This window comes from Desulfocastanea catecholica, from assembly GCF_054657295.1.
Map to the genome: position 1 here is coordinate 110,061 of NZ_BAAHYZ010000014.1, position 22,193 is coordinate 132,253.

Genomic DNA, 22,193 nt, shown 5'->3' on the forward strand with positions numbered 1-22,193 from the left:
TTTATCGGCCCATGTTCACCCTTTTTTTGGCCGCCTCAAGGTCAAAATAGCCTGGATCAAAATCGGCGCGGCCGCTGAGTTCAAAAAGGCTGTTGTGATGCTTGCTGCCGGGGGATTCAAGGGCGGATACCAGCTGCAGATAGTGATGGATATCTCCTACCGTCTCCGGAGGACAGGCCATTTCTCCCGACAGAAGGATCGGATGTTTGAGCTGTCTGGTCGGTGGAATGACCTCCTCCAGATGGATCTCATGTTCCCAGCCCTCGCCGGCGTCATAGAGGTAGGTAAACATGAAGCGCATGCCTTCTTCGAGGGTGTGCAGTTGGTATTTATGCTCGTCGAAACGCTTCGATTCCCGGGGAGCGTTGGTTTTTATGGTCGGTTCGTAGCTGATCTTGCCAACGTGGAACTGATGGACATGGGAGTCACTCCAGCCCATGCTCAGCTGGATGACCTCGTGCAGTTGCGCCAGGGTGAAAGTTCCCGGCACCTGGATGCGTCGCCAGATGAGTGGGTCGGAAAAGGCTATGGAAATATGCAGGATATAGCTTGGTACCTGCTTGTCGTCTTTTTTCGTTTCGCTTTTGCTGCTTTCAGGGAAAACACCTTTAATAACCTGAGCCATTCGCTCCTCCTTATCGCCGTACACTGATTGCCTGTCTCTTTTGCCGTGTGCTGTTCAACTGATCAGGCACTTATTCTAATGCAGGAAGCGAAGCCTGGCCAGTGGCAGCCGATCCCTTATTATTCGCTTTCTGATATCTCCTGCATCGTCGTCAGCAGCAGCTGCTTAAATTTTTCCGTGGCTTTCCTGCCGTTGTCGCCTTTTTCATCGCGGATGACTTTGAAGAAGTCATGGCAGATTTTTATGTTTCCGGTCGACCAGTTCTTGGTAAATCCCTGCGGCGAGTCGGTTTGCAGAAGGACTTGCGACGCTTTTTCGTAGTCTCTTCGGCCATGGGCCCAGTTGATGGTGTGCTGGTAGTAGAGCAGGGAGCGGTTGAGCAGGATAAAGAGCAGATCAATGGATTTGGCCGGGCCGACCTGGACCCGTTTGCCGCCGAGGGGCAGACCGAGGAATTTGGCCTTGTCGGAGATATTCTCTCCGCCGAAAAACGCGCTCAGTGCCCCGGCAATGGTGCCCACGGCGGTGAACACGCCGAGGCCATGGCCGAAAGTGGCCATCTCCAGCCCGGCGCCGATGGCTGCCCCGCCGAGTCCGCCGGCAATGACAACCTGTTGCCGAGTCAGCCCAAGGAGCTGCCAGGTCTGTTCATCAAAGAGATCCCTGTTGAGAATCGAATGGGGCGGCAGGTCATAACGAAAGATATTGTGCTTGAACAGGTTGCGAATGCGATGGTGGGCGTCCTTTTCCATCTGGCTGATTTTTTCGCTGTAGCGGGCAAAGAGTTTTTGCCGGCACTGCTCTGCCTGTCCTTCGGAGCTGACGTCATCGGTCAGCTGCAGGGAGAGGCTGGCGGAAAGCAGGCCGGTGATAATATCCGCCGTGGCGGTATTGCGGCCGGCCCAGTCTTTTTTGAAGGCGCTGACCACCTCGGAGAGAACCTGGTGCCAGTCCTGATCGATGGATTTCAGCGCTTCGAGCAGAAGGATTCGTTCGGCATAGGTGGCCCGGTGGGCGTTAAACAGGCGACTGGAATTAAAATTCTTGCGAAACTCGGCTTTCCAGGCCGGCAGGTGCTCCGTTGCATCTTCCTTGCAGTTGATGATGGCCATCCTCGGCTTGCCGGTAAGGCGGAGGATTTCCATCTCTGCCTTGTCGACGTTGCGCACCGGCCGCGAGCCGTCGACCACATAGATGATACCCGCCCCCCTCTCGACGGGGCCGAGCAGCTCCCGGTCATCGTGCAGTTCAGGGATGGTTGCCGCATATTCACGAAAAGTCTTCAGCGGATTCTCTTCATTTTCCGCCCGTTTCTGTAATTCACTGAGCACCCTGCCCGGATTTTGGAAGCCCGGGGTATCGGTGAAACGCACTACCTCCCGGCCATCGATCACCACCGGAAAACTGCGGCATTCGGTGGTCTCGCCGGGGGTCGGACTGACGCGTACCGAATCATCCTCGGCAAGGGTGGAGAGAACGGAGGATTTTCCTTCGTTCGGGTGGCCCAGTATGGCAAATTCAGGTGTCATGAAATCTTCCTGTCAGGAGATGAGAGAAAAGAGGGTCAGATAGGGGTCGCCGACGGCCTCGATCTTTTGCTGCCAGATGGTAAAATCTTCCGGGGCAACCGGGGTAAAAACGGTCGCCTGCGGCCGCCCCACCAACCCGATGTGAATGATGGCGTTTTTGGGCAAAATTTCCCGCAGCTCTTTGACCAGGCTGAGGAAATCGACCAGGGGAACCATCCAGCCCTCCATGACAATAAAGACGCCTTCGCTGGGCTGCCACTTTTTTTCCGCCAGACGCTGCAGCAGCTGCCGGTCGGCATCGTAACTGCTCATGAAGTTGTGTACTGCCTCTATGGCCAGGCCCCTCTGCTGCAGCAGCGCCTCGAGCTCGTCCGTCGGGCAGAGGGCGGCAATATCGTCGGGAATAAGGACGGTCTGGCTGGCCTGGGCGCTCTGCTCGCTTTGGCTTCGAGCTGAAGGCGGGAGTGGCTGCTGCCTTGGTCCGGGGTGATTTTTCCGGCTTGGCTGCTGCGCTTCCGGTGCGGCCTGGGTCGAGACCAGAGGGGTCTGCATGCGCCTGAGCAGATCGAGGCAGGCCGGGGTGTCGAACTTGAGTTTCTGCAGCGACTTTCTCTCCATCACCTTGCCGGTAATGAGGAGGGCCAGGCGGAGAAAGAGGCCGTAAAACAGCAGACAGAAAACGAGAAAAGGCCACCAGGCGATGAGATTTTCTGTGGTCAGGTGGTAAATACCCTCCTTGAGGATGATCCGGCTGCCCTCGATCTCGGCAAGTGTCGGATAACCGCCGCTGGGGACAAACCAGGACCAGGGCAGAGCGATCAGCATGATGGCGCGGTGGATGGCCTCGACACTGAACTGCAGGGTCGATTGCCAGCCGAAAGCCAGGTCGCTGGTGGAAATTTTCACCAGTGTTGCCGTGAGAAGGCCGAGATTGAAGCCGATGGCAAAGAGCTGGAACAGGACAAACAGCGGCCAGTAAAAGAGATACCCGTACACCGAGCTGCGCGCCTTGAGAATGCCGAAGGCGTGGAGCACACTGGCGCGCTGGTTGCCGGCCATTTTGCTGAGCCACTGTTTGTGCAGAAAGGCGACAATCCTGCCGAGCATGCCGCGAAAGAGCGCGCTATAGAACGAGGGAAGTTTCAAGCCGGGCAGCAGCCGTCGAACCAGCCAGGCGGCAAGGAGAAAGGTGACGAAGGCAAGTTGCGAGACGATGAACAGCAGCAGGAAATGAAAAACGTTCACCGGAGTAGTGCCGGTGTAGGTGAAAAAAGAAAAGCCGGCAATAAGTCCAACAAACATCCCTTTGAAGGTAGCGAGATTTCGAAAAAGGAGAAAGGTGTCGCCGAAGATGGATCCCGGACTTTTCTGCTCGGGGCCCGGAAATTCCTGTTGTCTTCTCTTGGTAAGCCAGAGCAGGATGATGTCTCCGCTGGTCGGCTCATCTTCGTTTTTCAGCTGATCCTGGCCGTCAAGGTAGATATTTCTGTCGCGCTGCTGGAGTTTGCCGCGGTCTGTACCGGTATCCTGATGGAAAAAATATTCCAGATCAATGATACAATTATATTTTTCGTTGGTCTTCATGCGCCCCATTATACCAGAATGAATGTATGGAGCAATAAAACCTCTTCACTAACCGTTCGAATTGCAGGGATTGAGAGAATCTGTGAGCTATGCATCATTAACCTGACATATTGAAACAGCTACGGCTGTCAGGGTATTCGAAAGTATTCTTAACGGTTGGCTTTTGTGGTAAAAGCGGTTTTTCGGCACAAAAAAAATTGATAATTACCATGTGAAAGAGTAGCATGACAGGGTTTGATTGAGTTTCGACCTTGCCTTCGACGTAATGCACTGCTGCATCACTTAACGCCGCAAATTTTATGAATAATTCTTGTAAGACGAGTAGTGTTGGAGGTGATCCGCCTAAGGATGAAGGGCCGGAAACGTACCGAAATCTGTTTGCGGCTATGACACAGGGCGTGGTGTATTATTCTGCCGACGGACACATCATCTCCGCCAATCCAGCGGCCGAACGTATTCTAGGTCTTTCTTTAGCCCGGATGCAGGGCCGCAAGGCAATGGATCCTGAGTGGAGAACAGTGGGGGAAGAGGGGGCAGACCTGCCGGAGGCGGAACATCCCGCTCTGCTGGCACTGGCCACCAGACGGCCGGTCCTGGGGAAGGTGATCGGGGTTTTGCATCCCGAGCAAGGCCGACATTGCTGGCTGCTGGTGGACGCGGTGCCTGAGTTTCGTGCCGGGGAAGACCAGCCCTGGCGGGTTTTTACCGTTTTTACCGATATTACCGAGCGCAGGTTGGCCGAAGCGGCTTTGCGGCAGAGTGAGGAGCGCTTCCGACTGACCTTTCAGACCAGCCCCGATTCTATCAACGTCAACCGTCTTGACGACGGAAGGTTTGTCGAGGTAAACGAAGGGTTCACCAGGTTGACCGGCTATCGCCCCGAGGAGGTACTCGGCAGGACATCGGCTGATATCGATATCTGGCATGATCTGAGCGACAGGCAGAAATTGGTGCAGGAACTCCTGGCCCACGGCTACTGCAATGATCTTGAAGCCAGATTTCGCAGGAAGGACGGCAGTGTCGGCCTTGGGCGAATGTCGGCGCGGGTCATCATGCTGAACAACGTTGCCCACATCATCTCCGTCACCAGAGATGTGACTGAACAAACCGAGGCGCTGCAGGCTCTGCGCACCAACAAAAAACTGCTCGGCAGTATTTTACGTACAGCCCCCACCGCCATCGGTGTAGTACGCAACCGGGTCTTCCTGGTCGTCAACGAGCGCATGTGTCAGATGACCGGTTACGCTCAGGAAGAATTAGTCGGCAAGAACGCCCGCATGCTCTATCCAGACGACAAGGAATATGAGTACGTCGGGGCGGAAAAATACCGCCAGATCAGTGCAGACAAGACAGGCATCGTTGAAACACGCTGGCAGCGAAAGGATGGCAAAATCATCGAGATACTGCTGTGTTCTTCGCCGATCAACCCGAGTGATCTTGTAAGCGGGATCATCTTCACCGCCCTTGACATCAGCGAGAGGAAGCGGGCTGAAGTGGAACGGGAAAAGCTACATGCACAATTGCTGCAGGCACAGAAAATAGAGTCGATAGGGCGACTGGCCGGCGGCGTGGCCCACGACTTCAACAATATGCTCACTGTTATTCTCGGCCATGCGGAAATGGCGATAAAAAATTTCGAGCAGCCCGACCCTGTCCATGCGAATCTCGAGATCATCATAGAAGCGGCCTATCGCTCGGCTGATCTCGTCCGCCAATTGCTGGCCTTTGCCCGTAAACAGACGGTCGAGCCGAAGGTTTTCGATCTCAACGATTATATTGCCGACCTGCTGCCCATGCTGATGAGTTTAATCAATGAGGATATTGATCTTGTCTGGAAACCGGGCGCCGAATTATGGCTGATCAGGATTGATCCCTCGCAGGTTGATCAGCTTGTCGCCAATCTCTGCGTTAACGCCCGGGACGCAATCGACGGGGTGGGCAAGATTACCATTGAAACCGAAAATGTCACCTTTGATGCTGCCTATTGCGCCGTTCACACCGGCTGTATTCCGGGACAATATGTCCAGCTCTGCGTCAGTGATAATGGTTCGGGGATGGACAAGGAGATCCTGGAGCATATCTTCGAGCCATTTTTCACTACCAAGGAAACGGGCAGAGGCACCGGCCTCGGATTGGCCGGCGTCTATGGTATCGTCAGGCAGAACAAGGGCTTTGTCAGTGTCTACAGTGAGCCGGGCCAGGGGACGACTTTCAAGATTTTCCTGCCGCGTTTTTCCGGCGGGCTCGCGGAGGGCCTGACTGAAAAGGTGTCGAATATGCCGAGAGGCAACGGCGAGCTGGTGCTTTTGGTGGAGGATGAGGCGGTGATTCTCAACGTCGGGAAGGAGATGCTCGAGCAGCTTGGTTTCGTCGTGCTGACAGCTGCTTCACCAAGCGAGGCTATTCGCCTGGCCCACGCCCACATCGATGAGATTCGACTGCTTATCACCGATGTGATTATGCCGGAGATGAATGGCCGGGATCTGGCGAGGATTCTCGTCGGCATGAAACCGGATGTGCAGTGTCTGTTCACCTCTGGCTATACCGCCAATGTTATCGCCCACCATGGAGTGCTTGATAACGGTATACATTTTATCCAGAAGCCGTTTTCCTCAAGGGATCTGGCCTTTGCCGTCTGGAAGATACTGGCAGAGGAAAAACGATAATTGCGGGCCCCTGGGCCATTGTTGAGCTGCTTTCCCTTGCGCTGGATACTGCTTTACAGGGTCGGCAGGATTTTAAGTATATCTTCTACTATATCAGATGGTTGTTTGTTGTCTGTAACCAGAGTAAGAAAACGTTCGTAGCCCTTTTTCCTTTCCTGCAGAAGTGCGGCAATTTTTTTGCCGGGGTTGGCTCCATCGAGAAGAGGCCGATGACTGTCGGCATCCCTTGCCACTCGCGATAATATTTCCTCGGGCGTAGCGACCAGGCAAAAGACATGCCCCTTGCTGCTCAGTGCTTTGACGTTGGCGGGGTCGAGCATAAGACGGCCGCCGGTTGAAATGACCAGCCCTTGCCGTTCGCCTAATTCTCCGGCAATTTCCGCTTCCATACGGCGAAAGGCCGCCTCGCCCAGATTGGCAAATATCTCTGGAATGGTCAGCCGTTGACGTTGTTCAATCAATCGATCCGTATCGATAAACTCGCGTTTCAGCTTCTTGGCCAGTAATTTGCCTACGGTTGTTTTTCCTGTGCCCATGAAGCCGGTCAAGATGATGTTGCTATTGTCGTTATCTGGCATAATGTCAATTAAGAGTAAATGAAGAAAAGCTGAAAGTATACCGCCTTTGTTCCTTTGCGGCAATGTGCGGCGGTCAAATAAACCTGATCCAGTTCATCATGGCGGTCCTTGAGGGGGGCCTGTTTTCCCCGAGCCGGTGATGCTGATGAGAATCAAACCGGGATTCTTTCTAACTGTTCATATAAGAAACAGCCGCCAGCCAGATCATAAAGGTTATTGACGAAAAAAGGGTGCTTGCCGAAATGGTGGCTACAGCAAAATCGGCATCACCGTGCATCTCTTTGGCCATAACATAGGATATCGTCGCAGTTGGCGTGCACAAAAGAATCAGCGCTGGCAGGTAATCTTCCATGCCCAGACCGGCCAGGTTGAACAGCAGCAAACCGCCGGCGGGGAGCAGGAGCAGCTTGAAAATGACCGCGCTCAGGGTGGGCCGCAGATACTCGCGCATAAGCTGCAGTGATAGCGACGCGCCGATGAGCAGAAGAGCCATCGGTGGGGCGAGCCCGCCGAGAATGTCAATGCTTCTGCCGATGACCCGGGGAAGAGGAATCTCCAGGCCCGAGACCAAAATGCCGGCCATGGCGCTGATGATCACCGGATTGCCGAGCAGTTTCATGATCAGGGGTTTGATACCGGGAAGACGCTTGCCCGAGGTATCGTGCAACTGCAGGGCGACAACCGAGAGCAGGTTTTGCAGAATCATCAGAAAGCCGGCAATAATTCCGGCCTTGCCAAGGGCCGTTTCCCCAAGATAATAGAAAGCGATGGGCAGTCCTATATAGCCGACATTACCATGTCCCGAGCTCTGGATGAAGGCACCGGCGCGAGCTGGATTCATCTTGAAAATTCTCGTGGCAAGATATGCCGTCGTATAAATACCCACGGCAGCAAGAAGGGTGAGGAAGAGAACCATGCCGACAAACTGTTCGTGGAAAGAAGACTTGGCGATGGCGCTGAAGATCATTGCCGGAATCGATAAATAATAGACCAGCTTGTTTGCCGGCACGAGGAACTCGGCTGTGATAAAACCTTTTTTACGTGCACCCCATCCCAGAATGATGATAAGGAAAATCGGTATGATGGTTATGATTACTTCCATTTAGGTCGCTTCTGTTGTCAAGTGAAGTCGGTTGTCGCCAATACTGCCTTCCTGTTGAGGAGAGTGTGTTCTACTCTTTACATAGTGCCTCCCCCGGTAACTTTTATCAAGTTGAGCTTTGTTGGTCATGGGAAAAACGGGTGAATAATCAGCTTACTGCACATGAACTAACAAAAAGGTGTCAGCTATGCACGATACGCGGTTGAAAACGGGGCTGCTCCTGGAAGACGAGATCCTCCACGACGGTCTCCAGATAGAGTCAACATTCTTGTCATGGTGCGTAAAACACATTAGTGCCTTATAGCTCAATTTCTGCTATAAAAACAAGAAAACGGCGAATATGTTTTTAACATTACGCTTACATGTACCGCCAAGGCACTTACACCCTCCTGTGTGGTGTTACACTCAATCGAATGAATAAAAAGTAACTCAACAAAAGCTTTAATTTTAATCGGCCAAGGGAGAATCATGAGGCAACAAAGTAAAGTGCAGGTAACTGTGCGAAAAACAGTGATTGGCGGCCAGAAGCCGCTTATCTGCCTGCCGCTGGTCGGCGAAAGCAGAGAAGAGATCCTCCATGAGGCCAAAGAGTTGGTTGTCTTGCACCCCGATCTGCTCGAATGGCGCATCGATGCCTACGATAAGGTGGAAAGTATCGCGGCTTGTTTGACTGTTTTACAGGAATTACGGCAAAGTATTGTCGAAATTCCTTTGATATTTACCTGCCGGATAGACCTGGAAGGCGGATTAAAAAAGATTACCCAGGAAAAACGTTTACAGCTGCTCTGCGCCGCAATCGCATCCGGTAATATTGATATTGTCGATATTGAACTATGTAATGGGGAAGAATTCGTCAAAATAATAAAAGAACGGGCTGCGGCGAATAATGTCAAAGTAATTCTTTCCTATCATAATTTTAAAGAAACACCCAGCGAAGCGTTTATATACTCGAAACTGGTCGAGGCGCAGACAGCAGGCGCCGATATCGCCAAACTCGCGGCAATGCCGCAAAACTATGCCGATGTCTTGACCCTTCTCAGTGCAACCAACAGGGCGAGAAAGGAACGGGTGCAGGTGCCCATTGTTACCATGTCCATGGGAGAGGAGGGCGCGATCAGTCGACTGGCCGGCGGTCTGTTCGGATCGGACATTACTTTTGCCATTGGCCTGCAGGCTTCCGCTCCGGGGCAAATACCCATAAAAGTTCTGCAGACGGGTATGGCTTTACTGTATAAATTGGAGGAGCACGATAATTGAAGCACAACCCAGAAAGGTTATCACGTTCTTTGTGTTGGCAAAATGGATATGTTAGGTTTGTGCTTTTTTACGCTATCCATTACGTCCTAGTCGATAGGCGAAGATAAACTGCTAAACCTAGTTGAAGTTAAGAATTGAAGTTAAAAAATGAATTAATTGTATCTCAGCCTTGAAAAATGGATTGGACATTATTATTATTGAAATAAATTTATAAATACTTTTTATAAATACCACTTAATAATAATTAAAGAGGACTGAAGATGAATGATTTCTTGAGAATTATCACCCATGCCCGTCGGTTTAAAAGTGCGCTGAAAGAATTGGGTGTTGAACAGTTAGAGGAAGTTAAGATCAAACTTCAAAAAATTATAGATGATCGAATTGCCGAGGAAAAGGCAGCGCAGATCGAGAACGCCGAGAGAAATGAGAAAATTCGCAAATTACGTGAATTGTTAGCGACGGAAGGCATTGAACCAGATGAATTACTTGATGGCTCTTCAGAGAAACAGGGCAGGAAAGCAATGCGTCAGCCAAAATATGAGATATGGAACGAAGCGGGAGAGCATATTACCTGGACCGGACAGGGGCGTATGCCTAACGTCTTTAAGGCCCGTATCGAATCCGGCGAATCTCTCGATACCTTTCTTATCGATCAGTAATTCTGCAAGGTAAAAAAGGAGAAAACTGAGGTCCCTTCATTGCAGGTTGCCCTGAAAATGAAGAGACCTCATCTTTTCTTTTCAAGCCCTACACTACCGCACCACCCATCTGCTGAGATTTTTTTTAGAAGTATCTTTGCCTTCCACTTTGTCCTCCCCAGTGTCCTGATGTATACCTTGATGGTTTTAAAGACAATTTTGGGAGGCGATTGCCTGTTCTTTTTATCAGTACTGTGTAAAAGAAACTCTCTCCAATAAAAGAGAGCGGAGTTGCTCGAATTTTCATTGAGAGTGATTATCATAAGCCGGAAGCGTGCCTTTCAGTAAACTAACAAGGTAAAAAATACGAACCTTCGCCGGAATACAGAGTTCCAGCTGGTGAAGCAATGGGAAAACTAATGATGACAGGAAGTGTATGACAAAGACTATTCTCACGGCCGAAAAACTCTCCAAACATTACTTTCTTGGTGGGCAAAAGATCTCTGTGCTCAAGGACATCTCCCTGACTATCGAGAAGGGCGAGTTCGTGGTTATATCCGGTAGCAGCGGCAGCGGTAAAACAACCTTGTTGAGCGTGTTGTCCGGTCTTGACAGGCCGAGCAGCGGAAGAATCAGCATGGCCGGCAGCGATATAACCGATTTAACCGAGGACCAGCTGGCGCCGATCCGCAACCAGGTGACCGGTTTTGTTTTTCAGGCATTTCATCTCATTCCCTCCCTCAATGGTATGGAAAATGTCATGTTTCCGGCCGAGCTGAAAAGAGACGTCCATGCCCATGATAAGGCGCGGGTGCTTCTTGACCGGGTAGGGCTTGGCCACCGGGGCCGGAATTTTCCCGAGCAACTCTCCGGCGGAGAGCAGCAGCGGGTTGCCATCTGCCGGGCCCTGATCAACGAACCGGAAATAGTTTTTGCCGATGAACCGACGGGCAACCTTGATTCGGAAAACAGTGAGGGTATTATCAAGCTGCTCCTCGACTTGCATGCAGACCGGCGGACGACTCTGGTCATGGCCACTCACAGCATGTCTCTCGCCGCTCGCGCGGACCGGGTTATTCATCTGCATGACGGCCGGATTGCGCCGGGGAGTTCCGTCCAGTGATGAACGTTCGGTTTCTTCTCCGGGAAATACAGCATAGCAAAAGCCAGGCGGTGGTATTTGTTCTCTGTGTCATCCTGTCACTGGTCAGCATCGTCGCCATCAACAGTTTCCGGCGTGATGTGCGGCAGTCCATCGTCAGTGATGCGCGGGGCTTGCATGGCGGCGATATCATCGTCCATTCGCATTATGAATTCTCGCAGCCACTGCAGCAGGAGCTTGACACCTTGGCAGCGCGACCAGGCATAGAAAGGGTTCGAACCTGGGAATTTTATTCGGTTGCCAGACGGGAAGATGGCCGGGATTCCCTGTTTAGTAATATAAAAGCGGTGGAACAGGGATATCCCCTCTATGGCGTGGTTGAATTAGCTTCCGGCCGTGATTTTTCCGCAGTGCTCCGGCCGGGGCAGGCGATTGTCGCCGCACCGCTGCTTGTGCGTCTTGACCTTGCCGTTGGAGAGAGGCTGCTGCTTGGGGAAAGTTCCTTTGAGATCGTCGATGTTATCAGCCGGGAATCGCTGCGGCCTGTTGATTTTTTTAATTTCGGACCGCGTATAATTGTCTCCGCCGACGATCTTGAACAGATGGATCTGGTCAAAAAAGGCAGCCGGGTGCACTTTGAGACGCTTGTAAAGGTCGCTGATGCAGGCCGGATTGACGGCATCGTCGCCTCGCTGCAGGACAAAACGGTTTTCGGTCAGGAACGCGTCGCTACCTCAACGACTGCCAACTCCAGGGTGAAACGTTTTTTTGACAACTTGCTGTTCTTCCTTTCCCTTGTCTCCGTCTTTACCCTGCTGCTTGCAGGGATCGGCATGCAGAGCTCCCTCGCCGCCCTGTTGCGGCAAAAGGAAAAAAGCTTTGCCATTCTCCGCTCTCTGGGGGCCACCGGCTCATTTTTATTGCGCCATTATCTGCTGCTGGTCTTTATCCTCAGCGCCATCGGCTGTGGCCTGGGTATTTTCTCCGGCCTGCTGCTCGAAAAAAGCTTTGTCAAGCTCTTTGCCGGGCTGCTGCCGGACAAAATAGTCCTCGGCGGGACAATTTTTGATGTTCTGGAAGGAATAGGGCTGGGCATAGTGGTGGTCGGTTTTTTCACCTTTCTGCCGCTGAGCAGGATAAAAAATGTCAAACCCGCGGCGGTTTTTCGCAAGGAAAGCGACCATGGCCTGCCAGCCAGGGGGCTGTATGTGCTGATCGGCTGCGGCGTCATCCTGCTCGCCGGCCTTGTCGTGCGGCAATTGGAAGATGTGCGTATCGGCCTGTACTTTATCGGCGGCGTCCTCGCCCTGATTGCGGTTATCTCCCTCCTGATCGGCGCAATGCTTGCCCTTCTCTCCCGTATGGTCATTGCCGCATTACCGCTGCGCCAGGCCGCAAGAAGCCTGCTCAGACCCGGCAATGCCACGCGAACCATAGTCGTGACACTGGCCTCTGCCCTCTCGGTATTGATGACGATTTATCTGGTGGAGGATAATCTCCATGGCACCTATATTGCTTCCTATCCCGATGATGCCCCCAATCTCTTCTGTCTGGATATTCAAAAAGACCAGCAGCAGGGGTTTCTGGAACTCGCGGGAGAAGATGTAGAGCTCTTTCCAATTATTCGCGCCCGCCTCACCTCGATCAACGGCAAAATGATCAACCGCAAGGAAGAAGCAAAAAAACGAGGGGACAGTCTGGCCCGTGAATTCAACCTTACCTACCGCGAGCAACTGCTCGACGATGAACTCCTTATCAAGGGCGGCTCGCTTTTCGGCAATGAGCCGCGGCAAAAAGGACTGGTGCCGGTTTCCATTCTTGATTCCGTGGCGGAGATGGGTGACATGAAGATCGGCGACCTGCTGCTCTTTAATATCCAGGGCGTGCCCTTGCAGGCAGAGGTCAGTTCCATACGCAGCCGTAACAAATCCCTGCTCTATCCGTTTTTCTACTTTGTCTTCCCGGAAAAACATCTGCAGGCCGCCCCGCAGACCTTTTTTGGCGCACTGAAGGTGGAAAAAGAAAAGATCTCGCAAATGGAAAATACCATCGTCAACCGTTTCCCGAATATCAGCACCATCAATGTCAGTGAAACAGCGGTGGAACTCGACAAGATTATGCAGAAACTGTCGACGATCATCAATTTTTTCGCCTCCTTTTCCATTCTGGCCGGGGCATTGATCCTGATCAGTTCGGTTTTCGCCACCCGAATGGCCAGAATGAAGGAGGCTGTGTATTATAAGGTTCTTGGCGCCGATTCGCGTTTTGTGCTGCAGGTATTTTTCCTGGAGAATTTCCTGCTGGCCCTTCTCAGCGGGGGCTGTGCACTCTTAGTCGCCCAGGCAGGAAGTTGGGCACTCTGTCATTTCCTCCTGGATATTGCCTACGATCCGAACTGGCTGACAAGTCTGCTCATGCTCGGGCTGACGGTTTGCCTGGTTGTCTCGCTGGGGCTGTTGAGTTCATTGTCGATTTTGCGTCAGAAACCGGTACGCTTCCTGCGCGAACAGCTGTAAAATACCCCCTGTCTGCCGGGAAGGTACCAAGAATGTCGCTCTGCGAAAAACAGGTTGGAGAGAAAGATGGCAAAGATGCTTTTTGTGATTATGTTCATAACTTGGATGTCCGTCAGCGGCTGTGATCGAGAGCAGGATACCCAGGTTGCAGCCCAGGAACCAAGGGAGCCGATGAAAACAATTGTCGCGGTGGGGGACAGTCTGACCGCCGGTCTTGGCCTCGACGAGAATGAGAGCTATCCGGCCTTACTGGAAGAAAAACTCCAGGCGGCCGGCTACAGGTACCGGGTGGTCAACGGAGGGGTGAGCGGCGAGACCAGCAGTGGGACGCTGTCCCGCATGGAATGGATTTTGACCCTCGAGCCGGATATCGTCATCCTCGAGACAGGGGCAAACGACGGATTACGTGGTGTTGATCCGCAGGTGGCTGAAAAAAACCTGCGGCAGATGCTGCAGATCCTGCAGGAAAAGGAGGTGGTGGTGGTCCTGGCCGGCATGAAAATGGTCTGGAACATGGGCCCGGACTACGTTGCCGAATTCAATCGCATTTATCCTAAGCTGGCCGAGGATTTTGATGTGGTTTTTCTCCCGTTCTTTTTAGAGGGAGTGGCCATGCAGAGTCAACTGAACCTCGGTGATGGCATTCATCCCAACAGCCAGGGTCATAAAAAGATAGCGGAAAATATCTATCCGTATGTCCTGGAAGCGATAGAAAGAAGAGAAGAGTGATGAAAGATTCGCAAACGATAGCCAAGGCGGCCAATGAAATAATCCTCGAGTCGATTTCCGATGGCGTGTTCACCGTTGACCATAACTGGCGGATCATGAGCTTTAACCGGGCCGCCGAGGAAATCACCGGTACCAGCCGCAACGAAGCCATTGGCCGTTACTGCTGGGAGGTCTTCCGCTCGAACATGTGCGAGGGGGATTGTGCCCTGAAGCGCACGATGAAGGAGGGCAAGTCGTTTGTCTCCAGCTCAACCTACATCATCAATAACCGCCAGCAGCGTGTCCCCATCGGCGTGTCCACCTCGCCGCTGAAAAACCACAAAGGGGAGATCCTCGGGGGGGTGGAAATATTTCGTGATCACAGCCTGGTGGAAGAGTTACGTCGCGAGCTGATCGGTACTTTTGCAGTCGGGGATATGGTCAGCCGCAGCAAGGGTATGAAAAAGATCTTCACTATCCTGCAGCAGGTGGCCGAAAGCGACAGTACCGTGCTGATCGAAGGAGAGACCGGCACCGGCAAGGAATTAATGGCCTCCGCGCTGCATAACCTCTCCCTTCGCAAAAATGAACCCTTCGTCGCTATCAACTGCGGCGCCCTTCCCGATACCCTGCTCGAATCAGAGCTTTTCGGCTATAAAGCCGGGGCCTTTACCAACGCCGACAAGGATAAACCCGGTTTGTTTCAGGCGGCCGGCAAGGGAACGATTCTGCTCGATGAAATAGGTGATACCAGCGCGGCCTTTCAGGTCAGACTGCTTCGGGTACTTGAGGAAAAGGAGTTCCAGCCGCTGGGCAGCGTGGAAAAAATTAAAACCGACACCAGGATCGTTGCCGCGACCAATCGGGATCTTGGCCAGATGGTTGAAGACGGGACCTTTCGCCGCGACCTTTTTTATCGGATCAATATCATCCGCTTCCGGTTGCCGCCTCTGCGCGAGCGCATGGAGGATATTCCCCTGCTCGTTGAGCGATTTATTAAAAAATTGAATCGTATCAAAGGACGATCCGTATCTTCGGTCAGTAAGGAAACCATGTCGCTGCTGCTGGCGCATGACTATCCCGGTAATATCCGCGAGCTGGAAAATATTATCGAGCATGGCTTTGTCCTCTGCCCGGATGGAGAGATAGAGGCGGCCCATCTGCCGGCCTACCTGCTGCAGCAAGACCGCGGTCACGCTACCAGCCGATTGTCGATTGCGGAGAGTGTTGGGCTGAGTGAAAAAGAAATCATTGTCCAGGCTTTGAAGAAAAACAATTACAACCGGCTGGCGGCGGCTAAAGAGCTCGGCGTGCATAAGAGTACTTTTTTCCGTAAAGTAAAAAAATACCAGATAGTCCTGCCGGAAAGTGATGGTCGTTCCGGCCATAAAGATTTCCATTAGAGTCGCACATCCGCGACTTTGTTCAGTCGCACACAGTCGCATTTGCGCGACACTGCAGTGCCTTTCTATCTTTCGCTTCCTGTAGTCTTTCCCGTAACATTCTGAATTTAAATAAATATATAATTTATATCAAGATTGGCCCGCTGCTTGCTTCTATCATTGTGATACTGAAAAAAGGAGCTCCGGTTATGAATGTCGCCATTACTGTATGGGGGAATCGAATTTCGCCAGTTTTCGACTCGGCTCAGACCTTATTGGTTGTAGAGATCCGCGATGATCAGGTGGTCGATAGAAAAATACAGCTGTTTCAGGCGACGATGTTTAACCGGTGCCTGAGACTGCTTGAAGAACTGAACGTCAAGGTGCTGATCTGCGGCGCGCTCTGCGAGGGGCCGGCCAGGCTCATCGAGTCGCACGATATCGAGGTTATTCCATTTATCACTGGGGAAGCGGAGAAGGTATTGCAATGTTTTGTCCAGGGTAATGATTTGCAGGACTTTGCCATGCCTGGCTGTGGTCGCGGGAGATGTTGTCGAACGCGAGAGGGCAGGAGAAGGGAGCGAGGACTCACTCAGATAAAAGATTGATAGCATACTTTGAGCAGACATTCGCAAAGCACGCCGGTTGGGTGTGCCGAGGCGGACAGTAAAAATAGTCTAAGAAGGAGGGCAGATTATGCCGGGATTCAATCAGAGAGGCCCTGAAGGGCTGGGACCGATGACGGGACGGCAGCAAGGGATGTGCCGGAGAACGGACGATCAATCTTTAGCATTTGGCCGTGGCTATGGACAGGGACTCGGTGGTGGAAGAGGAATGGGCATGCGCCGTGGTTTAGGTCTGGGACAAGGTCTGAGAATGGGGCGCAGGTTCGACGATAGGATGAATCTGCCGGTAACTCCTCCCGCCAATCTTTCTGACGAATTGAAAAATTTGCGCGAGGAGTACCAGGCAGCGCAAAACACACTCAGTTCGCTTGAGGGAAAAATAGCTGCACTGGAAGCTCAAAAATAGCCATCGGCAAGAGAAGGTAAGGATGAAGGGGAGAAGAGCATGGTGAGTATATTGTTGGTCGGCAAAGATCCTGCCTCGCTGGCGGTCTTTGCCGACGCATTATCCAGGGATGAAGGGCTCAAGGTCAGCAGCGTTGGTTCCGGGCAGCAGGCTTGGGATTTCCTTAGTGGCAACAAGGTCGATGTCATCGTCGCCGATGAACAACTGGCGGATGGGCCTGCGTTGCCCTTTGTCCGTGAACTGACCAAACGGCAACCGCTTGTCAATTGCGCCATGGTCAGTCCTCTTGCTCCGGAGGAATTTCATGAGGTAACCGAAGGACTCGGTGTTTTCATGCAGTTGCCGGTTGCTCCGGGGACTGAAGAGGCTGCGAAAATGGTGCGGCTGCTTGAATCAATAAATGCCCTGATGGGTAAGTGACAGCGGACAGTGGGAGAAGAACAGCGATGATCATAAGTATTGCCAGCGGCAAGGGCGGCACGGGGAAAACTACTGTGGCCACCAACCTTGCTCTTTCTTTGGGCAAAGGGACCAGGCTTTTGGATTGTGATGTCGAAGAACCAAATGCCCATCTCTTTCTCCACCCGGAGATTACCGAGACGGAAGTGGTGAGCACGAGTATTCCCGTCGTTAACGACGAATTATGCACAGCCTGCAAAAAGTGTGCGGAAATCTGCCGCTTTCGCGCCCTGACCGTGGTGGGAAAGAAGGTGCTCGTTTTCCCTGAACTCTGTCATAGCTGCGGCGGTTGCGTTGTCGTCTGTCCGGAAAATGCCATTACCGAAGGCGCGCGGGAACTGGGCGTAATGGAATCAGGACACTGCGGTGAACTGGGCTTTAGCCAGGGCCGCCTGCGGGTCGGCGAGGCGATGTCGCCGCCGCTGATTAAAAAGGTGCGAACGCATCATAACGGCGCGAAAACGATATTCATCGATGCGCCGCCAGGGACTTCCTGTCCGGTGATTGCCGCCATGAAAGGCAGTGATTTCGTGTTAATGGTTACCGAACCGACACCTTTTGGGCTGCATGATCTGAAACTGGCGGTCGAGGCGGTCCGAGTTCTCGGTATCCAAAGTGGTCTGGTCATTAACCGCTCGGATATGGGGGATGATGGGGTACTTGACTATGCCAAGGAGGAAGGGCTGCCCATTCTCCTGGAAATTCCCTTTGATCGGAAAATCGCCGAGGCCTATTCCTGCGGCAAACCGATTGTCGAGATTATGCCCGAATGGAAAAACGAGTTTAGGACACTGTATCAGCGTATTGAAAAACTGGTCGAAAACGGAAGGAAAGCCTCATGATTAGAGAGTTAGTCATTGTCAGCGGCAAGGGTGGCACAGGGAAAACGAGCATTACTGCCGCGTTTGCTTCCCTGGCACAAAACAGTGTGCTGTGCGACGCGGACGTGGATGCTGCGGATCTTCATCTCCTCATGGCCCCGACGGTGCGGAAAAAAACTGATTTCATGGGCGGTTGCCTGGCGGAGATCAGACAAGAGGACTGTGTCGAGTGCGGCCGGTGCATCGAATTGTGCCGTTTTGATGCTATCTCGGCAGACTATGTGGTCGATGCGATCGATTGCGAAGGATGCGGTGTCTGTGTTGACCTGTGTCCGGAGCAGGCCATTAATTTTCCTGTCCAGAAGTGCGGCGAATGGTTTATCTCCGATACGCGTTTTGGACCGATGGTCCATGCCCGCCTGGGCATAGCTGAAGAGAATTCCGGTAAACTGGTCAGTCTGGTCCGCCAGGAAGCGAGAAAACTGGCAGAAAAGAAAGGTCATGGGCTGATCTTGACCGATGGTCCTCCGGGGATCGGCTGCCCGGTGATCGCCTCTATCGGAGGCGCGACAGCACTGGCCATCATCGTCGAACCAACCGTATCAGGCATGCATGATATGCAGCGGGTTGCTGAACTTGCCGTGCATTTTAAGGTACCGGGACTGGTCTGCGTCAATAAATACGATCTGAATATGGACATGACCGAGAAGGTTGAAGCCTTTGGCAAGGCGCATAACATGGTCGTGCTGGGTCGTATTCCCTTTGATCCGGTATTTACCAAAGCGATGATCGAAGGAAAAAATGTGTTGGAATATGCGCCGGATTCAATGGCCGCGGCGTCCATCAAAGAGGTGTGGAAAAAGATCATAACATTCCCGTCAATGAACGCGATGGGGATCAAAGATTTTTCAGCAATAATTCAATAAATAAAAAGTAACAAGGAGAGAACAGAATGGCACTCGTACGTATTGCAGTACCCTCTGAGGGACAAGGTGGTCTAGACGGTCTGCGCGCCGGACATTTCGGACATTGTGACGTTTTTACCCTGGTGGATATCGAGGACGGTCAGATAAAAGAGGTGACTATCCTCGCTAATAAAGAGCATGTTCAGGGCGGATGTATGGTTCCCGTGCAGCTTCTGGCCGAAAATCAAGTCCATAGGCTGGTCGTCGGCGGTATCGGCATGCGTCCGTTGATGGGCTTTAAACAGGTCGGTATCGATGTCTATTATGATGGTGAACGCCGGGATATTCGACCGGTGGTCGAAGATATGATTACCGGTATCCTGCCGATGATCGGTGACGATCAGGTATGCGGTGGCGGTGGCGGTCAGTGATACGCGTCTGATTATTGAAATATAAGGAGATGTCATGATAGTTGCAATTACGGCAAAAGGAACGCACCTGTCCGACGAGGTGGATCCCCGGTTCGGCAGGGCGCCCTATATCTTGCTCGTTGATACGGAGACAATGAAATGTGAGGCCCTGGACAACAGTTCTAATGTCAATGCCTTAAAAGGGGCGGGCATCCAGGCGGCGACCATGGTCGCCGACAAGGGAGCCAAGGTACTTCTCACCGGATACTGTGGACCGAATGCGTTTACAACTATTCAGGCGGCCGGGATGAAGGTGGTCAGTGATGTCACTGGGACCGTTGAAGAGGCGGTCAAAAAATTTCTCAGCGGTAATGTACAGTACAGTGAGAACGCCAATACCGAAGGGCATTGGTAGGCAAGTCACAGACAAGTAATGGGCATTACCGGCCTGGGTTTTTCCCCGCGGCTGATTTGTGGAAGGACGTTATAATGAATGACCAGGAATTTGATGCACTGATAAACAAGATCCAGGACGAAGTTTTTACCGAGGCGAGAAGTGCCCTCGGCGAAAAGGGTTTTGAGCGATGGCGTCATCCGAAGTATTGCGGGGTGATGCACGGTGCGGATAGTCATGCACGCCTGAAAGGGAGTTGCGGCGATACCATGGAGATGTACATTCGGGTAAAAGATGACCGGCTGGAGCAGGTGAGCTATTTCACCGATGGATGCAGTTCCAGTTCCATCGCCGGCTCTTTTACCGCCGAACTGGCCACGGGAAAAACGTTTGAGGAGGTGCTCGACCTGAAAGGAGCTGATGTTCTGCAGGTGATCGGCACCTTCCCGGAAGCAGAAGAGCATTGTGCGCATCTTGCGGTGACGACTCTGCAGGAGGCGGTCAACAGTTTTCTCGTGGTTCAGGTAAAAGAAGAGAAGCAGGGTATTTGATCTGCAACACCAAGCTGCCGTTCCGATTACTTTGATATGATTCCGCTCCAAAGAAAGAGGGACGGGAAACCGGGATTGTCCTTTGCACAATTCCGGTTTTTTTTATTTGAACAGGCGCTCAAAAGAGAGGAGGGAGATAAAGGTGTTGACAGATTGAAATATTTGCTGTTTTTTAGTGTTACAAAAAAAATATTTGTCACATTATAGTTGTTTTCAGCGCCCAGTCGATCATAGCGTTTCGGCAATCGGCTCAACCAGCCAAAAGATTGTCGTGTCGTTTTTTGTCGGCCCCTTGGTGTGACGAATTTAGAAAATGTAACATTGTTTGGGCTATGTGCAGAGAAAAAACTCATTCAAGAATTGCAGAAAAAAGGAGAAAATTATGAAGGTGCAGCAATTTATCGCCGGAACGGCAACCATGGCCTGGTTGTTGGCTATGACAACCAGCGGATTTGCCCATTTCGGCACCATCGTGCCGTCGGACGACATCATCAGTCAGGCAGACAGTAAAAAGCTGGGGCTGGAAACAAAATTCCTCCATCCCCTGGAAGGTCACTACATGGAGATGGTAAAGCCGAAGCAGTTCGGCGTACTGCACGATGGGCAGAAGATCGATCTGCTTTCCACCCTGACGGCGGCCAAGGGGAAAAGCGGCGACCAGGAGAAAGAATTTACCTTCTGGAACACCGAGTATCAGGTCAAACGCCCCGGGGATTATACCTTTTATGTCGAACCAACGCCGTACTGGGAGCCGGCCGAGGATGTCTTCATCATTCATTACACCAAGGTCTGCGTCAATGCCCTGGGGCTGGAGGAAGGCTGGGATGCCCCTGTGGGTCTGGAGACCGAAATCATCCCGATGACGCGGCCGTATGGTTTGTGGACCGGTAATATCTTCACCGGCCAGGTGCTCGTCAAGGGGCAGCCGGTGCCCGGTGCCGAGGTTGAGGTGGAATACCTGAACGAATCCCCCGGTAACACCAGAATTCTCCATGCGCCAAGCGATCCCTTTGTCACCCAGGTGGTCAAGGCGGATGCCAATGGTGTTTTTTCCTATGTCATGCCGAAGGCCGGTTGGTGGGGATTCGCCGCCTTGAACGAGGCCTCCTGGACGATGAAACAGGACGGTGTCGAGAAAAATATTGAAATCGGGGCAGTGTATTGGGTACATACAACTGATTTACAATAAATATTCATTAACAGAGGAGTCGGTCGCATGCGACATCGATATTCGGCTAAAATTCCGTGTCTGGCCGTGGTTCTGGGCATGTTTCTGGTCCTTGCCGTACCGGCGATGGCCCACAAGGTCAATATCTTTGCCTACGTCGAAGGCGGTGTCGTCTATACGGAAAGCTACTTCCCGGACGGCAGAATGGTTGAGAACGGCACCATAGAGGTTCTTGACGCCTCCGGTAACAAGCTGCTTGACGGCAAGACCGACCAGGACGGCCTTTTCAGTTTTCCCCTGCCCGAGAAAAAGGAAGATCTGACCATTGTCATCAACGCGTCTATGGGGCATAAGAACAGCTATCTGTTACAAAAATCCGAGATGTGAGGAGAGCCGTGAGCATGGTGAACGGGAGAAATAAAAAGACTGGCCGGCCCTTAGCTGTTGTACTGTTGTTTGTTGTGCTTCTGGCTCTGACCCCGGCGGTAATGGCTGACGAGCCGGGGGGGGCTCCGCAGGTGGGGGGCCAGTTAACCACAGACAATGTGGCAGGATATGAAAAAGTTATTGCTCTTCTGCAGGAACAGGATAAGAAAAATAGTCGGGAGTTTCGGCAGCTGAAGCGGGAAATTGCCGTTCTCGGGCAGCAACTGGAGAAACCCGGGATTGCAGAGATCATCGGCGGTATCGGCTATATTTTCGGATTGTTCGGCGTGGCTGCCTATGTCATGTCGCGCAAGAAAAATATCCCGGGGGAGCACTGAGC

The 22,193-nt window shown here is 52.3% G+C and carries 23 protein-coding genes; 18 read left to right on the forward strand and 5 right to left on the reverse strand.

Going from position 1 to position 22,193, the window contains the following annotated elements; genetic code table 11:
* Nucleotide 1: 1 nt before the first annotated feature.
* The 3 genes from ACYQ8U_RS13990 to ACYQ8U_RS14000 all read right to left on the reverse strand — a co-directional run bounded on the left by ACYQ8U_RS13990 (nt 2) and on the right by ACYQ8U_RS14000 (nt 3,738).
* Nucleotides 2–625, reverse strand: coding sequence for a plasmid pRiA4b ORF-3 family protein (locus tag ACYQ8U_RS13990; RefSeq protein WP_459946167.1), 624 nt, complete (start codon nt 623–625; stop codon nt 2–4).
* 119 nt (nt 626–744) lie between these two features.
* Nucleotides 745–2,154, reverse strand: a complete 1,410-nt coding sequence (locus ACYQ8U_RS13995) for a GTPase/DUF3482 domain-containing protein (protein ID WP_459946168.1) — start codon at nt 2,152–2,154, stop codon at nt 745–747.
* Between the two features lie 12 nt (nt 2,155–2,166).
* Nucleotides 2,167–3,738, reverse strand: coding sequence for a DUF2868 domain-containing protein (locus tag ACYQ8U_RS14000; protein ID WP_459946169.1), 1,572 nt, complete (start codon nt 3,736–3,738; stop codon nt 2,167–2,169).
* 299 nt (nt 3,739–4,037) lie between these two features.
* Here ACYQ8U_RS14000 and ACYQ8U_RS14005 point away from each other — a divergent pair, with 299 nt between their 5' ends.
* A complete protein-coding gene (locus ACYQ8U_RS14005) occupies nt 4,038–6,404 on the forward strand; it encodes a hybrid sensor histidine kinase/response regulator (RefSeq protein ID WP_459946170.1) in 2,367 nt (788 codons plus the stop codon).
* Between the two features lie 53 nt (nt 6,405–6,457).
* Here the strand turns inward: ACYQ8U_RS14005 and ACYQ8U_RS14010 are convergent, their stop codons facing one another.
* Together ACYQ8U_RS14010 and ACYQ8U_RS14015 are read right to left on the reverse strand one after the other, a co-directional pair.
* Nucleotides 6,458–6,982, reverse strand: coding sequence for a shikimate kinase (locus ACYQ8U_RS14010; protein WP_459946171.1), 525 nt, complete (start codon nt 6,980–6,982; stop codon nt 6,458–6,460).
* A 169-nt stretch (nt 6,983–7,151) separates the two neighbouring features.
* The gene (locus ACYQ8U_RS14015) at nt 7,152–8,084 is read right to left on the reverse strand and encodes an AEC family transporter (protein ID WP_459946172.1); all 933 of its coding nucleotides are present in this window, start codon (nt 8,082–8,084) and stop codon (nt 7,152–7,154) included.
* 468 nt (nt 8,085–8,552) lie between these two features.
* On the opposite strand from ACYQ8U_RS14015, the gene aroD reads away from it, so the two are divergent.
* The 17 genes from aroD (at nt 8,553) to ACYQ8U_RS14100 (ending at nt 22,191) form a co-directional block, all read left to right on the forward strand.
* The gene (gene aroD / locus ACYQ8U_RS14020; RefSeq protein ID WP_459946173.1) at nt 8,553–9,341 is read left to right on the forward strand and encodes a type I 3-dehydroquinate dehydratase; all 789 of its coding nucleotides are present in this window, start codon (nt 8,553–8,555) and stop codon (nt 9,339–9,341) included.
* Between the two features lie 260 nt (nt 9,342–9,601).
* Nucleotides 9,602–10,000, forward strand: coding sequence for an H-NS histone family protein (locus ACYQ8U_RS14025; protein ID WP_459946174.1), 399 nt, complete (start codon nt 9,602–9,604; stop codon nt 9,998–10,000).
* A 415-nt stretch (nt 10,001–10,415) separates the two neighbouring features.
* Entirely contained in the window at nt 10,416–11,102 is a 687-nt protein-coding gene (locus tag ACYQ8U_RS14030) for an ABC transporter ATP-binding protein (protein WP_459946175.1), read from the forward strand.
* A complete protein-coding gene (locus ACYQ8U_RS14035; RefSeq protein WP_459946176.1) occupies nt 11,102–13,597 on the forward strand; it encodes an ABC transporter permease in 2,496 nt (831 codons plus the stop codon). Before ACYQ8U_RS14030 ends, ACYQ8U_RS14035 begins: the two co-directional genes overlap by 1 nt.
* A 66-nt stretch (nt 13,598–13,663) precedes the next feature.
* Nucleotides 13,664–14,326 (forward strand): arylesterase, encoded by a 663-nt coding sequence (locus tag ACYQ8U_RS14040; RefSeq protein ID WP_459946177.1) that lies wholly within the window; start codon nt 13,664–13,666, stop codon nt 14,324–14,326.
* Nucleotides 14,326–15,708 carry a sigma-54 interaction domain-containing protein gene (locus tag ACYQ8U_RS14045; protein ID WP_459946178.1) on the forward strand — a complete coding sequence of 461 codons (1,383 nt, stop codon included), beginning with the start codon at nt 14,326–14,328 and terminating at the stop codon, nt 15,706–15,708. The genes ACYQ8U_RS14040 and ACYQ8U_RS14045 overlap by 1 nt, the downstream gene beginning before the upstream one ends.
* 188 nt (nt 15,709–15,896) lie before the next feature.
* Complete coding sequence (locus tag ACYQ8U_RS14050) at nt 15,897–16,295, forward strand: NifB/NifX family molybdenum-iron cluster-binding protein (RefSeq protein ID WP_459946179.1); 399 nt, start codon at nt 15,897–15,899, stop codon at nt 16,293–16,295.
* 88 nt (nt 16,296–16,383) lie between these two features.
* Nucleotides 16,384–16,719, forward strand: coding sequence for a DUF5320 domain-containing protein (locus tag ACYQ8U_RS14055; RefSeq protein ID WP_459946180.1), 336 nt, complete (start codon nt 16,384–16,386; stop codon nt 16,717–16,719).
* 39 nt (nt 16,720–16,758) lie between these two features.
* Nucleotides 16,759–17,139 carry a response regulator gene (locus ACYQ8U_RS14060; protein ID WP_459946181.1) on the forward strand — a complete coding sequence of 127 codons (381 nt, stop codon included), beginning with the start codon at nt 16,759–16,761 and terminating at the stop codon, nt 17,137–17,139.
* A gap of 26 nt (nt 17,140–17,165) precedes the next feature.
* Nucleotides 17,166–18,020: an ATP-binding protein gene (locus ACYQ8U_RS14065; protein WP_459946182.1), complete on the forward strand. Its 855-nt coding sequence runs from the start codon at nt 17,166–17,168 to the stop codon at nt 18,018–18,020.
* Nucleotides 18,020–18,925 (forward strand): ATP-binding protein, encoded by a 906-nt coding sequence (locus ACYQ8U_RS14070; protein WP_459946200.1) that lies wholly within the window; start codon nt 18,020–18,022, stop codon nt 18,923–18,925. Before ACYQ8U_RS14065 ends, ACYQ8U_RS14070 begins: the two co-directional genes overlap by 1 nt.
* 26 nt (nt 18,926–18,951) lie before the next feature.
* On the forward strand, nt 18,952–19,335 hold the full coding sequence (locus ACYQ8U_RS14075; protein ID WP_459946183.1) for a NifB/NifX family molybdenum-iron cluster-binding protein: 384 nt from the start codon (nt 18,952–18,954) through the stop codon (nt 19,333–19,335).
* Between the two features lie 34 nt (nt 19,336–19,369).
* Complete coding sequence (locus ACYQ8U_RS14080) at nt 19,370–19,729, forward strand: NifB/NifX family molybdenum-iron cluster-binding protein (RefSeq protein ID WP_459946184.1); 360 nt, start codon at nt 19,370–19,372, stop codon at nt 19,727–19,729.
* A 74-nt stretch (nt 19,730–19,803) separates the two neighbouring features.
* Nucleotides 19,804–20,259: an iron-sulfur cluster assembly scaffold protein gene (locus ACYQ8U_RS14085; RefSeq protein WP_459946185.1), complete on the forward strand. Its 456-nt coding sequence runs from the start codon at nt 19,804–19,806 to the stop codon at nt 20,257–20,259.
* Between the two features lie 382 nt (nt 20,260–20,641).
* The gene (locus tag ACYQ8U_RS14090; protein ID WP_459946186.1) at nt 20,642–21,448 is read left to right on the forward strand and encodes a DUF4198 domain-containing protein; all 807 of its coding nucleotides are present in this window, start codon (nt 20,642–20,644) and stop codon (nt 21,446–21,448) included.
* 27 nt (nt 21,449–21,475) lie between these two features.
* A complete protein-coding gene (locus tag ACYQ8U_RS14095; RefSeq protein WP_459946187.1) occupies nt 21,476–21,814 on the forward strand; it encodes an Ig-like domain-containing protein in 339 nt (112 codons plus the stop codon).
* 14 nt (nt 21,815–21,828) lie between these two features.
* A complete protein-coding gene (locus ACYQ8U_RS14100; protein WP_459946188.1) occupies nt 21,829–22,191 on the forward strand; it encodes a hypothetical protein in 363 nt (120 codons plus the stop codon).
* Nucleotides 22,192–22,193 lie beyond the last annotated feature (2 nt).

What these genes read in the sequence shown, in the direction of transcription:
- ACYQ8U_RS13990 (WP_459946167.1), bottom strand. Translation starts at nt 625, where the DNA reads ATGGCTCAGGTTATTAAAGGTGTTTTCCCTGAAAGCAGCAAAAGCGAA.
- ACYQ8U_RS13995 (WP_459946168.1), bottom strand. Translation starts at nt 2,154, where the DNA reads ATGACACCTGAATTTGCCATACTGGGCCACCCGAACGAAGGAAAATCC.
- ACYQ8U_RS14000 (WP_459946169.1), bottom strand. Translation starts at nt 3,738, where the DNA reads ATGAAGACCAACGAAAAATATAATTGTATCATTGATCTGGAATATTTT.
- ACYQ8U_RS14005 (WP_459946170.1), top strand. Translation starts at nt 4,038, where the DNA reads ATGAATAATTCTTGTAAGACGAGTAGTGTTGGAGGTGATCCGCCTAAG.
- ACYQ8U_RS14010 (WP_459946171.1), bottom strand. Translation starts at nt 6,982, where the DNA reads ATGCCAGATAACGACAATAGCAACATCATCTTGACCGGCTTCATGGGC.
- ACYQ8U_RS14015 (WP_459946172.1), bottom strand. Translation starts at nt 8,084, where the DNA reads ATGGAAGTAATCATAACCATCATACCGATTTTCCTTATCATCATTCTG.
- aroD (WP_459946173.1), top strand. Translation starts at nt 8,553, where the DNA reads ATGAGGCAACAAAGTAAAGTGCAGGTAACTGTGCGAAAAACAGTGATT.
- ACYQ8U_RS14025 (WP_459946174.1), top strand. Translation starts at nt 9,602, where the DNA reads ATGAATGATTTCTTGAGAATTATCACCCATGCCCGTCGGTTTAAAAGT.
- ACYQ8U_RS14030 (WP_459946175.1), top strand. Translation starts at nt 10,416, where the DNA reads ATGACAAAGACTATTCTCACGGCCGAAAAACTCTCCAAACATTACTTT.
- ACYQ8U_RS14035 (WP_459946176.1), top strand. Translation starts at nt 11,102, where the DNA reads ATGAACGTTCGGTTTCTTCTCCGGGAAATACAGCATAGCAAAAGCCAG.
- ACYQ8U_RS14040 (WP_459946177.1), top strand. Translation starts at nt 13,664, where the DNA reads ATGGCAAAGATGCTTTTTGTGATTATGTTCATAACTTGGATGTCCGTC.
- ACYQ8U_RS14045 (WP_459946178.1), top strand. Translation starts at nt 14,326, where the DNA reads ATGAAAGATTCGCAAACGATAGCCAAGGCGGCCAATGAAATAATCCTC.
- ACYQ8U_RS14050 (WP_459946179.1), top strand. Translation starts at nt 15,897, where the DNA reads ATGAATGTCGCCATTACTGTATGGGGGAATCGAATTTCGCCAGTTTTC.
- ACYQ8U_RS14055 (WP_459946180.1), top strand. Translation starts at nt 16,384, where the DNA reads ATGCCGGGATTCAATCAGAGAGGCCCTGAAGGGCTGGGACCGATGACG.
- ACYQ8U_RS14060 (WP_459946181.1), top strand. Translation starts at nt 16,759, where the DNA reads ATGGTGAGTATATTGTTGGTCGGCAAAGATCCTGCCTCGCTGGCGGTC.
- ACYQ8U_RS14065 (WP_459946182.1), top strand. Translation starts at nt 17,166, where the DNA reads ATGATCATAAGTATTGCCAGCGGCAAGGGCGGCACGGGGAAAACTACT.
- ACYQ8U_RS14075 (WP_459946183.1), top strand. Translation starts at nt 18,952, where the DNA reads ATGGCACTCGTACGTATTGCAGTACCCTCTGAGGGACAAGGTGGTCTA.
- ACYQ8U_RS14080 (WP_459946184.1), top strand. Translation starts at nt 19,370, where the DNA reads ATGATAGTTGCAATTACGGCAAAAGGAACGCACCTGTCCGACGAGGTG.
- ACYQ8U_RS14085 (WP_459946185.1), top strand. Translation starts at nt 19,804, where the DNA reads ATGAATGACCAGGAATTTGATGCACTGATAAACAAGATCCAGGACGAA.
- ACYQ8U_RS14090 (WP_459946186.1), top strand. Translation starts at nt 20,642, where the DNA reads ATGAAGGTGCAGCAATTTATCGCCGGAACGGCAACCATGGCCTGGTTG.
- ACYQ8U_RS14095 (WP_459946187.1), top strand. Translation starts at nt 21,476, where the DNA reads ATGCGACATCGATATTCGGCTAAAATTCCGTGTCTGGCCGTGGTTCTG.
- ACYQ8U_RS14100 (WP_459946188.1), top strand. Translation starts at nt 21,829, where the DNA reads ATGGTGAACGGGAGAAATAAAAAGACTGGCCGGCCCTTAGCTGTTGTA.